13 protein-coding genes, 1 tRNA gene and 1 riboswitch are annotated in these 15,819 nt (G+C 41.8%); of the genes, 1 reads left to right on the top strand and 13 read right to left on the bottom strand.

All coding sequences use genetic code 11. The features are described from left to right. Nucleotides 1-19 precede the first annotated feature (19 nt). A riboswitch (cyclic di-GMP riboswitch) is annotated at nucleotides 20-108 on the bottom strand. Nucleotides 109-340: 232 nt separating this feature from the next. After that, on the bottom strand, nucleotides 341-1,750 hold the full coding sequence (locus tag BM232_RS06825; protein ID WP_091712712.1) for an undecaprenyl-phosphate glucose phosphotransferase: 1,410 nt from the start codon (nucleotides 1,748-1,750) through the stop codon (nucleotides 341-343). Between the two features lie 171 nt (nucleotides 1,751-1,921). On the opposite strand from BM232_RS06825, the gene BM232_RS06820 reads away from it, so the two are divergent. Beyond that, nucleotides 1,922-2,959 (top strand): acyltransferase family protein, encoded by a 1,038-nt coding sequence (locus BM232_RS06820; RefSeq protein WP_091712710.1) that lies wholly within the window; start codon nucleotides 1,922-1,924, stop codon nucleotides 2,957-2,959. A gap of 314 nt (nucleotides 2,960-3,273) precedes the next feature. Here the strand turns inward: BM232_RS06820 and BM232_RS06815 are convergent. From BM232_RS06815 to BM232_RS06760, 12 genes are all read right to left on the bottom strand, one after another. After that, nucleotides 3,274-3,358 (bottom strand) — tRNA-Leu (locus tag BM232_RS06815). A 23-nt stretch (nucleotides 3,359-3,381) separates the two neighbouring features. Continuing rightward, complete coding sequence (secG, locus tag BM232_RS06810; protein WP_091712708.1) at nucleotides 3,382-3,711, bottom strand: preprotein translocase subunit SecG; 330 nt, start codon at nucleotides 3,709-3,711, stop codon at nucleotides 3,382-3,384. 7 nt (nucleotides 3,712-3,718) lie between these two features. Further along, nucleotides 3,719-4,504 carry a triose-phosphate isomerase gene (gene tpiA / locus BM232_RS06805; protein ID WP_091712705.1) on the bottom strand — a complete coding sequence of 262 codons (786 nt, stop codon included), beginning with the start codon at nucleotides 4,502-4,504 and terminating at the stop codon, nucleotides 3,719-3,721. Between the two features lie 127 nt (nucleotides 4,505-4,631). Beyond that, nucleotides 4,632-5,978, bottom strand: a complete 1,347-nt coding sequence (glmM, locus tag BM232_RS06800; protein WP_091712703.1) for a phosphoglucosamine mutase — start codon at nucleotides 5,976-5,978, stop codon at nucleotides 4,632-4,634. Next, nucleotides 5,971-6,810, bottom strand: coding sequence for a dihydropteroate synthase (folP, locus tag BM232_RS06795; protein WP_091712700.1), 840 nt, complete (start codon nucleotides 6,808-6,810; stop codon nucleotides 5,971-5,973). The genes glmM and folP overlap by 8 nt, the downstream gene beginning before the upstream one ends. Before the next feature lie 17 nt (nucleotides 6,811-6,827). Beyond that, nucleotides 6,828-8,729, bottom strand: a complete 1,902-nt coding sequence (gene ftsH / locus BM232_RS06790) for an ATP-dependent zinc metalloprotease FtsH (protein WP_091712698.1) — start codon at nucleotides 8,727-8,729, stop codon at nucleotides 6,828-6,830. A gap of 38 nt (nucleotides 8,730-8,767) precedes the next feature. Next, on the bottom strand, nucleotides 8,768-9,385 hold the full coding sequence (rlmE, locus tag BM232_RS06785) for a 23S rRNA (uridine(2552)-2'-O)-methyltransferase RlmE (RefSeq protein WP_091712695.1): 618 nt from the start codon (nucleotides 9,383-9,385) through the stop codon (nucleotides 8,768-8,770). Nucleotide 9,386: 1 nt separating this feature from the next. Continuing rightward, nucleotides 9,387-9,851: a DUF4149 domain-containing protein gene (locus tag BM232_RS06780; RefSeq protein ID WP_091712693.1), complete on the bottom strand. Its 465-nt coding sequence runs from the start codon at nucleotides 9,849-9,851 to the stop codon at nucleotides 9,387-9,389. A 1-nt stretch (nucleotide 9,852) separates the two neighbouring features. Next, a complete protein-coding gene (greA, locus tag BM232_RS06775) occupies nucleotides 9,853-10,329 on the bottom strand; it encodes a transcription elongation factor GreA (protein ID WP_091712691.1) in 477 nt (158 codons plus the stop codon). Continuing rightward, nucleotides 10,329-13,547, bottom strand: coding sequence for a carbamoyl-phosphate synthase large subunit (gene carB, locus BM232_RS06770; protein ID WP_091712689.1), 3,219 nt, complete (start codon nucleotides 13,545-13,547; stop codon nucleotides 10,329-10,331). Before carB ends, greA begins: the two co-directional genes overlap by 1 nt. Before the next feature lie 6 nt (nucleotides 13,548-13,553). Continuing rightward, nucleotides 13,554-14,684: a glutamine-hydrolyzing carbamoyl-phosphate synthase small subunit gene (gene carA / locus BM232_RS06765; RefSeq protein ID WP_091712686.1), complete on the bottom strand. Its 1,131-nt coding sequence runs from the start codon at nucleotides 14,682-14,684 to the stop codon at nucleotides 13,554-13,556. A gap of 163 nt (nucleotides 14,685-14,847) precedes the next feature. After that, on the bottom strand, nucleotides 14,848-15,660 hold the full coding sequence (locus BM232_RS06760) for a carbon-nitrogen hydrolase family protein (protein WP_091712684.1): 813 nt from the start codon (nucleotides 15,658-15,660) through the stop codon (nucleotides 14,848-14,850). Nucleotides 15,661-15,819: the final 159 nt, after the last annotated feature.

The raw sequence follows: 15,819 nt of genomic DNA, 5'->3' as shown, positions 1-15,819 counted from the left end.
CATAAGTTGAAAAAACAAGCAATGCAACCCAGCCATCTTTAAAATGTTTTTATTTAAAGATCTGTGGCTTTCCGACCCCGCCTCACAGCGAGTTTGGCTTTAATTACACAACATCTAACCCGCTGACGTTGTGTAAGATCAAGCGAATGATCTTGCTACAAAGCCATCACCGTTGATGTCTATTGTTCTGATTGCTATTGAAAATAATGACGATAACGAGTGTTATCTGGCATCAATGCTTGATGCTTCTATTTCAATAGAAGCCATATGATACCGTGTCTAATGTCAGGTAACAAGTTTATTAGGTTAAGTAAAACTACTAATTATTACAGCGAAAATCTCAGTAGGCATTTTTGCCAACGAATCCTTTGAATATGGTTAAGAAAATGATCTCGATATCTAATAATAATGACCAGTTCTGTATATATTTCAAATCGTAGTGCACACGCCCTTGCATTTTATCCAACGTATCTGTTTCACCTCTAAACCCGTTAATCTGTGCTAATCCAGTAATACCAGGTTTGACTTTATGTCTTAGCATGTACCCTTGGATCTGAGCACGGTATTGTTCGTTATGGGCTACAGCATGAGGTCTTGGGCCTACAATCGACATGCTTCCGCCCAATGAATTAAAGAATTGAGGTAACTCATCCAATGATGTTCTTCTCAAAAAACCGCCAAATGGTGTTATACGGCTATCATTCTTTTGTGCCTGTGTGACAGTATCTCCATCTTCTGTTACCGTCATCGTGCGGAATTTCCATACTTTAATCTTTTCACCATCTACACCGTAACGTGTTTGTTTGAAAAAGACCGGACCTTTAGATGTAAATTTTATCCCTGCTGCAATTATTAGCATTGGTATAGCAATAATCATCAGAATAACGAAACTGAGGATAATATCCTCTAATCGTTTCAACATACTATCGATACCAGCAAATGGCGTTTCATATACCGAAATAGCCGTAATGCCTTGATAGTCAACCCAACGTGAATTAAGAAGATTAAATGTGAACAAGTCTGGTACTAAGTACACCGAGGCAGTGCTATCAGCCAATAGCTCAGTTATATGTCGTATTCTATGCTCAGCAGACATGGCAAGGGTGATATAAACCGTATCCACTTTACCAGCCTTACAATCTTCAATCAGTTGATTGAAATCACCTACTTTTTTATGCGTGACGACTAAGTTAGGTTCTGTTTCGACACGTTTTTGTGATCGGTCATCATAATAACCAACCAGTCTGAACCCTGACCAGTCCATTTCATTAAATGCTCGTTCCAGTCGTTTGCCTAGCGTTGTTTCCCCAACAATAGCGACGTTTCTGGTGTTAACACCTCGCGCACGAAGAATAGCTAATGATGTTCTCACAATCGCATGCCAGGAAATTAACTCGATAGGGGTCAACAAAAACCATAAAAAAACAAAACTATCGAGATAAGAGCCTGAGTGAATAAAAAAGATATCAATCATTACCAGAATAAAAACACTGGTAAACCAGGAAAACATAACTGCAGAGACTTCTTCTCTTAGAGCTGTACCACGCCAAGAGCGGTAGGCGTCCTGTGACTCAGCAAAGAAGTTAAACAATACAATAGCGAACAAAAGACTCCATATATAGAGCACATCCCATGTTGCATTGAAAATATCGAATAGAGCTAAAAATGTTAGCAGGATTATGCCACTATCAATCAGTCGTGATATAGCATTAATTTTTGCATCGTATTGTCTGATCCTGCCTTGAGCCATCTGTTCCTTTCCAATTTCAACTGTTTCTGGCAATAATACAGTAATTACACCAGAGTATTGATATGAAAATAGTCAATCTCTTTTTGTTAAAGACTTGTCGTATCATCTAATTGATTATTCAATTAACCAGATAAGTTATTTTTACGCCCTCAGTATAAAGAATTTATATAAATGAGAACAAATCCCAAACTTAAAACCTATTATCCCTATTTTGATTATGTAAGATTTATCGCTGCCAGTATCGTTATGTTCTACCATGACGGTTTAATCAAGTGGGAACCAAGTGGAAGTATTGCCGTTGATGTCTTTTTTGCGTTAAGTGGCTGGTTGATAGGGGGGATTCTAGTCAGGAGTAGAAAAGAAGATTTACCACGGTTTTATTTCAACAGAGCAGTCAGGATATGGATTCCTTATTTCGCTGCACTAGCGTTAGTAGTTGTCGTCAGTTTATTAAAAGATCCAATTAATCTTAAATGGTTTGAGTTCATTCTTTACAAACTCACCTTTGTCTATAATATCTTCGGCCCGCCACAACTACTCGAATACAAAGATATGATGCCTCTGGATGGAACTGGAAATCATTTTTGGAGTGTTAATGCGGAAGAACAGTTCTATTTATTTGCACCAGTTTTATTAGTCCTTCTTGGCAAATTTGGTCGTAATCCCATTACTTGGGCACTGTTATCAGTAATTGCTTGGCATCAACATCTCTATGCACCCATTTTTTTAGGTGTATTCGCTGCAATTTGTGCATTCAAATATGGTGATTTCTATGAAAAACCACTCGTAAAAGTTATCCTTTTTGTTATTTTAATAACTAGTACTTTCGGAATAATTTATAGTAATTATCAATATTTTTCTCCAGCGTTTTCTATATCCATTGTTTTATTATTAGCAATTAAAGGTGAAAAAAGTAATTTCGGAGAATTCTTAGGTGGGATATCCTACCCCCTATATCTAAACCATTGGATAGGTGTCTTTGCCGCTAACAGTATCTCGGGTATTTTCGGATTCAGAGGTACATTTTACAGTATAGTTCTAGCGATAATAATTGGTTATTTACTTAGTGCAACAATGTATCTGTTGATAGATAAACAATGTTTAAAACATAGATCAAAATTTTACTCCTATGCAGGAGGAGTATGGGTAACCATTAGTGCTTATCTCATGATAGTGATTGGTTTGAGTTTTGGTATATTTGTCTGGTGAAGCTATACCCTTCAACCATCTAATCTTTTCTGACCTACCGTATATTTAAACAAAAAAGAAATGAATATTGACAGCCCTCCTTACTTCATAAATTTAATTTCAATCTACTCATCGCTTCCTATCAGCCATAAAACTGACTAAAAATATCATCAGCTCCTTCATGACATTTTGCCGTTACTCACACACACTATAATTGAAATAGATATTGCCGAGGTTAGCAATTACCCTAGCTTTATTATTGTAGAAATATGTTGTTTGCAGGATAAAAACCTAAAAGGCAAAAAAAAACCTGACACTAGTCAGGTTCTTTAATTTGGTACCGACGGCCGGAGTCGAACCGGCACACCCTAAGGCACTACCCCCTCAAGATAGCGTGTCTACCAATTCCACCACGTCGGCAAGGGTAATCAAGGTTGCGTATTCTACGGTAATTCAGGCAAATCTGCAGGTGTTTTATCGACTTTTTGTTGTGTTGTTGGCACAGACTCAGTCACGCTTTTTACTTTTCCTGGTTTATCCACAGAAAAATAGGCTAATGTTAGACTGGTGATAAAAAAGATAGCTGCTAGTATCGCGCTGGCACGGCTTAAAAATGAAGCTGAGCCCTGACTACCAAATAGACTACCTGAGGCGCCACCGCCACCTCCACCAAATGCAGCACCTGCATCTGCGCCTTTACCGTGCTGAATCAGAACAAACCCAATCAGCAGAAGACAGGCAATAATATGAACTGTGAGAATAATCGCGTGCATGTTGTTGTTAACCTAATTTTAAAACTGCGGCCTGACATATTTTAACAAATTCATCAGCGTCGAGTGATCCGCCACCAACAAGTCCACCATCAATATCAGGTTGTAGAAACAATGGCGCAGCATTATTACCTTTTATGCTGCCTCCGTAAAGTATTCTTATATTTTTTGCTATCTCTTTATCGTGTTTTGCTACACGTTGACGCATAAAGCTATGGACGTCTTGAGCCCATTCTGGCGTGGCTGAGCGTCCTGTACCTATAGCCCATACAGGTTCATATGCTAAAACGGTATGAGCGAGCCCTTCAACCCCCTGATGCGCAATCACTGTATCAAGTAATCTCAACACCACTTCTTCTGTGCGACCGACCGCGTGTTCATCCGGACTTTCTCCAATGCAGATAATTGGCGTGATACCAGCCCTAACTGCCATTTCATACTTTTCCGCGATAATACGATCAAGCAGACACTGATCCAGATCCAACTCAGCATATAAACAACGTCTTTCTGAATGACCGATCAACACATACTGGCATCCAAAATCTACCAGCATGCTAGCCGAAATTTCCCCTGTGTATGCTCCTTTCTCAAACTGGGACAGGTTCTGCGTACCCCAGCCTAAACCTGTACCGGTGAGCGCAGACTGTACTTGTTGCAGGTAAACAGACGGTGGAAATAATGCAACTTCAATATCCGAAAAGGTATCGGCTTTAGCGAGTATTCCTTCAAGTAGTGCTTTATTACTCTCACTAGAGCCGTTCATTTTCCAGTTTCCAGCGACTAGTGGTTTTCGCACTTAACACTCTCTTTCAATATAAAATGAAACATCAGACTACATACCCACTATGGATAATGCAATGTATGAAATACTTCTGGTTAAACAATTACCAGAGGCAGGCTGAGCTAATATCAAAACAGCTCGTTTAATTTTTCAATTCCTGCTCTATTACAGAAGCAAGCTCCTCAGCCAACTGTTTGGTTAATGTTGCATCAATACCTTCGACCATGACCCGGATAACAGGTTCAGTTCCTGAGGCTCTAAGCAATACTCGTCCCTCGTCACCCAGTCTTTTTTCTACCGATAAAATGGCATGATTAATCTCAGCATTCTCATTGAGATCGATCACTTTATTTACTTTGACATTAATTAGATGTTGAGGATATTTTGTTACCACTGAGCGTAATTCATGCAGGCTATTATTGGTTTGCTGAATTTCTGCAACTACTTGAAGCGCTGCAACAATACCATCACCTGTTGATGTTTTATCGAGACAAATAATGTGACCTGATGCTTCACCGCCTAGAAGGCTACCGACTTGTTGCAATTTTTCCATGACATAACGATCACCAACTTTTGCACGATGAAGCGACATGTCAAATTTAGCCAGCGCATGTTCCAACCCAAGGTTTGACATCTGAGTACCAACAACGTCAGGCATACTTGCCCCCATGCGTTGTCTTGCTCTGGCGATGATAAATAATAATTCATCACCATCGACAATTTCACCTCGGTGATCAACCATAATAATACGATCGCCATCGCCATCTAATGCGAGGCCCAGATCTGCTTTATTCTCAAGCACAGCCTGTTGTAAAAGTCGCGGTTCAGTGGAGCCACAGTTTAAATTGATATTGAAGCCGTCAGGCTCGGCCCCCATAACAATGACATTAGCCCCCAACTCTCTAAAGACATCCGGAGCAACGTGATAAGTAGCACCATGTGCACAATCAACAACGATTTTCAGTCCATTTAAATCTATACCAGTCGGTATGGTGCTCTTACAAAACTCAATATATCGACCTGCTGCATCGCCGATACGATGTGCTTTACCCAAGCGGGTAGAATCAACCGTTTTTAATGGTTGTTCGAGCATAGCTTCAATTTCCAGCTCTATTTCATCAGGTAATTTTGTCCCCTGCGCCGAGAAGAACTTGATTCCATTATCATGGTAAGGATTATGAGAAGCACTGATAACAATACCAGCTTGAGCATGAAAAGTACGTGTTAGATAAGCAACTGCTGGGGTAGGCATTGGCCCTAACAGATATATATCTACACCTGCAGCAGATAATCCAGCCTGTAAGGCAGACTCAAACATATAACCCGAAATTCGAGTATCTTTACCAATGATGACCCTGCTATTACGTTCTTTTGCCAAAACTCTACCAACCGCCCAACCGAGTTTTAATACAAAATCTGGAGTAACGGCACCATCACCAACATGGCCGCGAATACCATCTGTACCAAAATAACGTCTTTGTTTAGTCAAAATCTTCTACCTGCATAACTGCCTGACTTAATTTTACTGCTTGATGAGTCTCTTTCACATCATGTGTTCTGATAAGCTTTGCTCCTAACCATGTTGAGATAGCAGCGAGAGACAAACTTCCTGCTAAACGTTCATCTACGGTCACTTTTAACATATCGCCAATAATAGACTTACGTGAAACACCAACTAAAACTGGATATGGTAACTCGGTCAGACTCGATAAATGTTTCATCAACCTAAGATTATGGCGAGCTCGTTTACCAAAACCAAAGCCGGGATCAAGCATGATTTGTTCTGATTTAATGCCTGCCTTTATACAGGTATCTACGCGTTCCAATAAGAACGCTTTCACTTCAGCAACCACATCGTCGTAGTGGGGTTCATTTTGCATGGTTTGAGGAGTGCCTTGCATATGCATCAAACACACTGGCACATTCAACTCTACAGCAGCTGCCAATGCACCTTCAGTTCGTAAAGCATTGACATCATTTATAAGGCCAGCTCCCGCCTTGACCGCTGCTCTCATGACTCCAGGCTTCATTGTATCGATAGAAATAGGAATATCGAATTCCGCACTTATCAATTCAATGACAGGAGCAACCCTTTCGATTTCTTCCTGCTCCGCCACGATGTCTGAACCAGGCCGTGTAGACTCACCGCCGATATCCAGAATATCAGCACCTTCAGCAATAAGTTTTTCAGCTTGTTTCAGTGCTGCATCATGATTAAGAAATTTGCCACCATCTGAAAATGAATCAGGGGTGACATTTACGATGCCCATAATACGAGGAGCGGACAAGTCCAAGGACTTGCCCGCACAATCAAAAATCACGTAGTTATTTCCTGATTTTAATGGAGCTGATCAGCTGGTTTGCCAGAAGGCGTTTCTGAAGAGTCAGATTCAGTATTACCAGATGGTGGTGTAGACGAACGATCAGTCCAGTCTTTTGGTTCACCTGGTTCACGACCTTCCATAATAGCGTCAATCTGATCGCTATCAATGGTTTCATATTTCATCAATAATTTAGACATAATGTGTAGCTTGTCCATATTATCAATCAGCAATTGTTTTGCACGGTCATAGTTACGGTTGATAACACGTCTTACATCTTCATCGATCTGTTTAGCTGTCAAATCAGATACAGCTTTGTGCTGAGTTACACTGCGTCCCAAGAAGACTTCGCCTTCATCTTCACCATAAGACAGGGGTCCCATATTATCTGAAAGCCCCCATTTGGTAACCATATTATGAGCAAGCTCTGTTGCACGCTGGATGTCATTTGACGCACCAGTTGTGACCGCTTCTTCACCAAAGATAAGTTCTTCAGCCAAACGACCACCATACAAACTTGAGATTTGGCTTTCTAAAGTTTGTTTACTGTAACTGTATTTGTCTTCTGTAGGTAAGAACATAGTCACACCTAATGCTCTACCTCTTGGAATAATACTGACTTTGTAAACAGGATCATGACCAGGAACCAGACGACCAATGATCGCATGACCAGCTTCATGATAAGCCGTTAACTCTTTCTCTTTTTCATTCATCACCATGGAGCGACGTTCTGCACCCATCATGATTTTATCTTTCGCAAGCTCTAGTTGTTCCATGCCAACCAGACGTTTATTACCACGAGCAGCAAATAATGCAGCTTCGTTAACAAGGTTGGCTAAGTCAGCACCAGAAAATCCTGGTGTGCCACGAGCAATTACTCTTGCATCAACATCATCAGATGCTGGTACTTTACGCAGATGTACATTAAGAATCTGTTCACGACCACGAATATCAGGAAGTGGTACCACTACTTGACGGTCAAAACGACCAGGACGTAATAAGGCAGGGTCAAGAACGTCAGGACGGTTAGTTGCCGCAATGACGATGACGCCTTCATTACCTTCAAAACCATCCATTTCTACCAATAACTGATTAAGTGTTTGTTCACGTTCATCATTACCACCGCCCATACCGGCACCACGATGACGACCTACAGCATCAATTTCATCGATAAAAATGATACATGGGGCATGTTTTTTAGCTTGCTCGAACATATCGCGAACACGTGATGCACCCACACCAACGAACATTTCAACGAAGTCAGAACCAGAAATAGAGAAAAACGGTACTTTAGCTTCACCAGCAATCGCTTTAGCCAGTAAGGTCTTACCCGTACCAGGTGAGCCTGCCATCAAGATACCACGAGGGATACGACCACCTAATTTCTGGAATTTACTTGGATCACGAAGAAAATCAACAAGTTCAGCAACTTCTTCTTTCGCTTCTTCTACACCCGCAACATCTTTAAAGGTAACTTTAACTTGATCTTCATTAAGCATGCGCGCTTTGCTTTTACCAAATGACATAGGGTTTTTACCACCGCCACCTTGCATTTGTCGCATAAAGAAAATCCAGACGCCAATCAATAAAAGCATTGGGAACCATGAAATAAAGATCTGCATTAACAGGCTAGTTTTTTCTGCAGGCTCAGCTTTGATGGTCACACCATTATCTAATAGGTCACCAATCAAACCAGGGTCATAATCAGGAGTATAAGTTGTAAACTTATTACCATCCGTCATCTCACCTGTAATTGTTCTGCCTTGGATATCGACTTTAGCCACAGCGCCATTTTTCACATTGCTGATAAAGCTGGAGTAATCCATGCTGCCTGAATCATTACTTTGTGGTCCAAAATTATTAAAAACAGACATTAGCACAACGGCTATGACTACCCACAAAACAATATTTTTCATCATGTCATTCAATGTAAGGTACCTCTGGTTACCATTAAATGTTATTTGAGACCACGCCCCAATAAATAAACTTCACGACTTCTCGCACGAGAAGCCCCCGGCTTACGGGTAACAACTTTTGTGAAATTGTCTCTCATTTCTTTTAAAAAAGCTTCGAATCCTTCGCCTTGAAATACTTTGACAAGAAAGCAACCGCTTTTACTTAAATTATTCACTGCAAAATCTAAAGCCAACTCAACCAAGTGCATACTTGAAGGCTGATCTATTGACCCTACACCTGTCATATTGGGGGCCATATCCGATAATACAAGGTCTATTTGTCGACCATCCAAAACTTTATTCAGTTTATCCAGTACATCGTCTTCACGAAAGTCACCTTGAATAAAATGTACACCCGTTAATGGTGTCATTTCTAATATATCCAAAGCAATGACTTTGCCCGCATCGCCGACTTTCCCAAGCGCATAGTCAGACCAACCACCTGGTGCAGAACCAAGATCAACCACACTCATACCATGACGAATGAGTTTATCCTTATCATCAATTTCTTTTAACTTGTATGTCGCACGTGAACGATGACCTTCTTTCTGAGCCTGTTTGACATACTGATCATCAAAATGTTCTTTCAACCAGCTTTGACTTGATTTACTTTTGGCCATATCAGGATACTTGTTCAGCTTCAGAACGTTTATCAGTCGTTAACACTAACAATAAACCAAGTAAGCTCATTAGCATATACATACTTTCACTTAGTTTATGCAAAATATTAAATCGTTCTGTTAAGTTAGGATCTGCACGCCAATCTAATAATTTTATTGATGCCATCTCTGGCTGGATAAAAATCAGAAAGCCAACACTCATTATTAGCATGGCTAAAATAAGCCAGCTTCGCCAATAACGATGAAATGAAGCAGCACCAAAAATAAATAGTCGACTTACCAATAAAATAATGGCACTGATAAGACCGATAATGTTGACTGCATAAAACAGTTTGCCGGCATAATCACCGGCAACTATTGTATCTAAATTTGCAAAGGCCATCGGCACTGCTAGATAGCCTATCGACCACAATGAACCAATCCATAAGGTCAAAAGCAATCGTTCACCGGAATAGCCAGACAACATCCTACGCCTCGTAACCTATATCAATAATTTCATATTCGATATTACCACCAGGCGCTTGCACGGTTGCAACATCATCAATTTCTTTACCAATGAGTGCACGAGCAATAGGCGAAGATACAGAAATACGATTTAATTTAATATCAGATTCATAGTCACCGACGATTTGATACTGCACTTCCTGATCAGTATCAATATTTAACAGCGTGACTGAGACACCGAACACCACGCGCCCTTCTTTGGGTAACGTCGCGGGATCGATAATCTGAGCATTAGATAGGACAGACTCCAACTCCTGAATACGCCCTTCAATGAAGCTTTGCTGCTCTTTTGCTGCGTGGTACTCCGCATTTTCTTTTAAATCACCATGTGCGCGGGCTTCTGAAATAGCCGCAACAACTTCAGGCCTGGCAACCATTTTAAGGTGTTTTAATTCTTCTTTAAGTGCTTCAGCACCACGTGAAGTAATAGGTACAGCCATTAATTTAACTCTCCATGCAAAGATTGCAGCCTGTTTACTGAGCCAATATCTTCGCTATTTAATGCTTGAACAGTGGCTCTAGCAGCTGCCAATGTTGTCGTATAGTTGACTTGATGCTGTAGTGCTGCACGACGAATTTCTCTTGAATCGGCAACAGATTGACGACCTTCAGTCGTGTTCACAATCAAGTTAATTTCATCATTTTTAATCATATCGACAATATGAGGTTGACCTTCCGCGACTTTGTTTACAGGCTCACAACTCACACCAGCTTCTTCTAATACACGCTGTGTGCCTCGCGTAGCAAGTAATGCAAAACCGAGTGAAGACAGGTCTTTCGCAATTTGTATAACAGCTACCTTATCAGCCTCACGCACACTGATAAAGGCCTTACCTCCAGTAGGCAGCACAACTGATGCTGCTAACTGTGATTTTGCAAAAGCTTCACCAAATGTTCTGCCAACCCCCATGACTTCACCTGTCGATTTCATTTCCGGGCCAAGAATAGGATCGACACCCTGGAATTTAATAAATGGGAATACAGCTTCTTTAACAGAGTAATAAGAAGGAATGACCTCTTTCGTTACTTCCTGGTCCACTAGTGAACGACCCGCCATGGCTCTCGCAGCAATCTTGGCTAAAGGTACACCAATGGATTTCGACACATAAGGCACAGTACGGGACGCGCGTGGATTGACTTCAAGAATGTAGATTTGCTCACCCTTGATGGCAAACTGTGTATTCATTAAACCTTTTACACCCAGTTCCAGCGCCATTTGACGTACTTGTTCACGCAACTGATCTTGTGTCGCCTGGCTTAAACTATATGGCGGTAAGGCACAGGCAGAGTCACCAGAGTGAACGCCAGCCTGTTCAATGTGTTCCATAATGCCACCAATCAGTACATCTTTACCATCACAGATGGCATCCACATCCACTTCAATAGCATCGTCAAGGAAACGGTCTAATAATACTGGTGACTCATTCGATACTTTCACCGCATTGAGCATATAACGTTGTAATTCATCTTCGTTATAAACGATTTCCATCGCGCGCCCACCAAGAACATACGACGGACGTACCACTAGTGGGTAACCGATCTCTGAAGCAAGTGATACAGCGGTGTCAACAGAATGTGCCAGTCTATTAGGTGGTTGTAACAAATTCAGTTTTTCAACCATTTGCTGGAATCGCTCGCGGTCTTCAGCATGATCAATGGCATCTGGTGAGGTACCAATAATAGGCACACCGGCAGCTTCTAGTGCACGCGCCAGTTTCAATGGTGTTTGACCACCAAACTGTACGATGACCCCTTTCGGTTTTTCCAGTTCGACGATTTCTAAGACATCTTCCAGTGTTAATGATTCGAAATACAAACGATCTGAGGTGTCGTAATCGGTTGAAACCGTTTCAGGGTTACAGTTAACCATAATGGTTTCGTAACCATCTTCACGTAAAGCCAATGCCGCATGAACACAGCAGTAGTCAAACTCAATACCCTGACCGATACGGTTAGGACCACCACCCAGAATCATAATCTTGTCACGATCACTCGGGTTGGCTTCACATTCCATATCGTAAGTTGAATACATATACGCCGTACCAGTAGCAAACTCAGCACCACAGGTATCCACTCGCTTATAAACGGGACGTACTTGCATCGCCTGACGATATTCTCGGATCTGTTTTTCTGTTTTCTGTAACAGCTTCGCCAGACGTGAATCAGAGAAACCTTTACGTTTTAAGGCATACATTTCTTGCTGGTCAATATCATTGAGCGAGCGTTCTTTGAGTTGATTTTCTATTGTCACCAACTCTTCGATTTGAATCAGGAACCATGGGTCGATATGAGTCAGTTTTTGAATTTCATCAAAACTGAAACCATAACGGAAGGCGTCTGCTACGAACCATAAACGATCCGAACCAGGTAAACTCAACTCACGACGTAATGTCTCTGCAGTATTTTCTTCATTCAGTTCAATAACTTCTGTCAGGCCATCACGATCTATTTCCAGGCCACGTAAAGCCTTTTGTAATGATTCCTGGAAATTACGCCCAATCGCCATTACCTCACCAACAGACTTCATCTGCGTACTTAGACGATTATCAGCCTGTGGGAATTTTTCAAAGGTAAACCGCGGGACTTTTGTCACCACGTAATCGATTGTTGGTTCAAACGAAGCAGGTGTCGCATTACCGGTAATTTCGTTTTGTAATTCGTCCAGCGTATAACCCACCGCCAGCTTTGCTGCGACTTTCGCGATAGGAAAACCAGTTGCTTTAGAAGCCAGAGCAGAAGAACGTGATACCCGCGGATTCATCTCAATGATGATCAGTCGTCCTGTTTCAGGATTAACAGCAAACTGTACGTTTGAACCACCTGTATCAACACCTATTTCACGCAATACTGCCAGAGAGGCATTACGCATGATTTGGTATTCTTTATCTGTCAGAGTTTGGGCTGGTGCAACTGTAATAGAGTCACCTGTATGTACCCCCATCGGATCCAGGTTTTCAATAGAACAGATAATGATGGCGTTATCTTTACGATCACGCACCACTTCCATTTCATACTCTTTCCAGCCAATGATTGACTCTTCAATAAGTAATTCAGACGTTGGGCTGAGGTATAAACCACGCTGACAGATTTCAATAAAATCTTGTTTATTGTAGGCGATACCACCACCACTGCCACCCATCGTGAAAGATGGACGAATAATCACCGGGAAACCAAATTTTTCTTGAACGTTTAATGCTTCATCTAACGTGTGAGCAATATCAGACTGCGGCATATCCAGACCGATTTTGCGCATGGCTTCACGGAATAAATCACGGTCTTCAGCTTTGTTGATGGCTTCACTGTCGGCACCGATCATTTCGACACCAAATTGTTCTAGAATGCCGTGTTTTTCAAGATCCAGTGCACAGTTCAGAGCCGTCTGTCCGCCCATGGTGGGCAAAATGGCATCTGGACGTTCTACTTCAATGACTTTACTAACAGCTTGCCAGGTGACAGGCTCAATGTAAGTAGCATCAGCCATATTAGGATCAGTCATTATCGTGGCGGGATTGGAATTGACCAAAATGACACGATAACCTTCTTCTCGGAGCGCTTTACACGCTTGTGCCCCAGAATAATCGAATTCACAGGCCTGGCCGATAACAATCGGCCCTGCACCCAGAATCAGAATACTTTGAATATCAGTACGTTTAGCCATCGTGTGTTATTTACCCGTTGCTTGTTCAAGTAGATCGATGAAGTGATCAAAAAGTGGAGCTGCGTCTTGCGGACCAGGACTTGCTTCCGGATGCCCCTGGAAACTAAATGCTGGCTTGCTGACATGGTGAATGCCTTGCAAAGTCCCATCGAATAAAGATCTATGCGTTGCATTTAATGTGTCCGGCAGAGTTTCTTCATCAACGGCAAAGCCATGGTTCTGACTGGTAATCATAACCAATCCCGCCAGCAGTTCCTGCACCGGATGATTAGCACCGTGGTGACCAAACTTCATTTTTACTGTTTTTGCACCACAAGCGAGACCTAACAATTGATGACCAAGGCAAATACCAAAGGTTGGGATATTTTTTTCCAGCAAAGTTTGGATAGCGCTAATTGCATAGTCACAGGGTTCAGGATCGCCAGGACCATTCGAAAGAAATACACCATCCGGATTAAGTGCTAATACTTCTTCAACCGGAGTTTGTGCTGGCACAACGGTAAGTTTACAACCACGTTCCACCAGCATTCTGAGAATATTCTTTTTGGCACCATAGTCGTAAGCAACCACATGATATTTCGGTTCAGCTGCTTTTGACTGTCCGTCAATATGCCAGCAGGCCTCATCCCAAACATAAGGTTCTTTTGTGCTGACTTCTTTAGCAAGGTCCAGTCCTTTTAAGCCCTGAAACCCTTTTGCAGCGACGATAGCCGCCTCAACATCAATATCATCACCGGCGACGATACATCCTTTCATGGCCCCTTTTTCACGAATCAAACGTGTTAATGAGCGGGTATCAATACCAGCCAGACCAACGATATTATGTTTGACCAGATAAGCATCCAATGCTTGTTCACTTCTCCAGCTGCTTACCACAGGAGAAAGTTCTCGGATAATCAGTCCACTTGCGTAAACATTGTCAGATTCTTCATCCTCGTCATTAACACCGGTGTTTCCGATATGAGGATAGGTTAATGTGACTATTTGTCGACAATAAGAAGGATCGGTCAGGATTTCCTGATAGCCAGTCATAGACGTGTTAAAAACAACTTCACCGACTGACTGGCCAATGGCTCCAATCGATTCGCCGTGATAAACCGTGCCGTCTTCAAGAGCAAGTAACGCACTCGTTCGCAAGGGAAACCTCCACCAGATAAAAATAATGGGGCAAACATGACGTTCTCCCCAGACAAAATCTTTGCAATTTTATCGCAAAACAGCCGGTCGAGTCCACGCTAAAAACGATTATGGTGTAGCGCTTGTGGTAACTGTTTCAATTTGTTGAAGAGAACAGCACCATTTATACATAAAGTTCGGGTCTGCGATGAGTGTGTAGCGGCATGTTTGACCGAACCTGACGTAAATAATCAATATCAATTCGGCTCAAAGTTAAACCGACTCTTTCTGGTGCGCAACAGAGGATACTTCCCCAAGGATCAATAATTACACTGCTGCCATATGAAATTCGATCTCCATAATGTTTACCCCACTGATTTGGCGCAACGATATAGACCTGATTTTCAATAGCACGTGCAATCAACAGTGGTAGCCAATGATGTTTACCGGTATGGAGGAAAAATGCCGCTGGAACAAAAATAATCTCAGCGCCTTTATCCGAGAGAGATCTGAACAGATCCGGAAAACGTAAGTCATAACAAATACTAAAACCAAGTCGACCCAGCTCATGATCTAATACAACGGTTTCACTACCCGGCTTTATACCGGCAGATTCCAGATAACCAAGTGGAACAGCATCGCACATATGAATTTTTCGATAGCGAGCTTTTTCTTTACCATCACGGTCAATGAAGATAGATGTATTGAATAAACGCCCACTATTTTCATCAGTAGTCTCATAGACACTGCCTAGTAACAAGGCACAATTGCTCTGTTTGGCAAGCTGACTAAAGCGAGGCAGGATATCCGTTTCCAGTTTCTCAGCAACACCATGCTTGGCTGAATGATCATTACCAACATAGAGAAAAGTTTCAGGAAAGGCTAAAAGATTAAGCTTCCGTTCAGCCGCTTCCGCAACCATCTGCTCGGAAAAAGCCAAATTATCCTCGTAACTTTCAGACGAATTCATCTGTACGATGCCAACATCGATTACCATCACATCACCTTACTTTTTTTGTGCTTAATCACTTCTAGCGAAAATATAACAAAAAAACGCTGTACACAAACTCATGCAAGACACATTAGAAAATCACTGGTGACATTAGCGATGCTTGGGTATATTGAACTGTTTAATGTGTAATCAATGAGGTCAGCC

It is taken from the genome of Methylophaga sulfidovorans, assembly GCF_900114205.1.
Classification (GTDB): Bacteria; Pseudomonadota; Gammaproteobacteria; order Nitrosococcales; family Methylophagaceae; genus Methylophaga; species Methylophaga sulfidovorans.
Note: the sequence above shows the minus strand (reverse complement) of the source record. Positions and strands in the feature narration are given on the sequence as shown.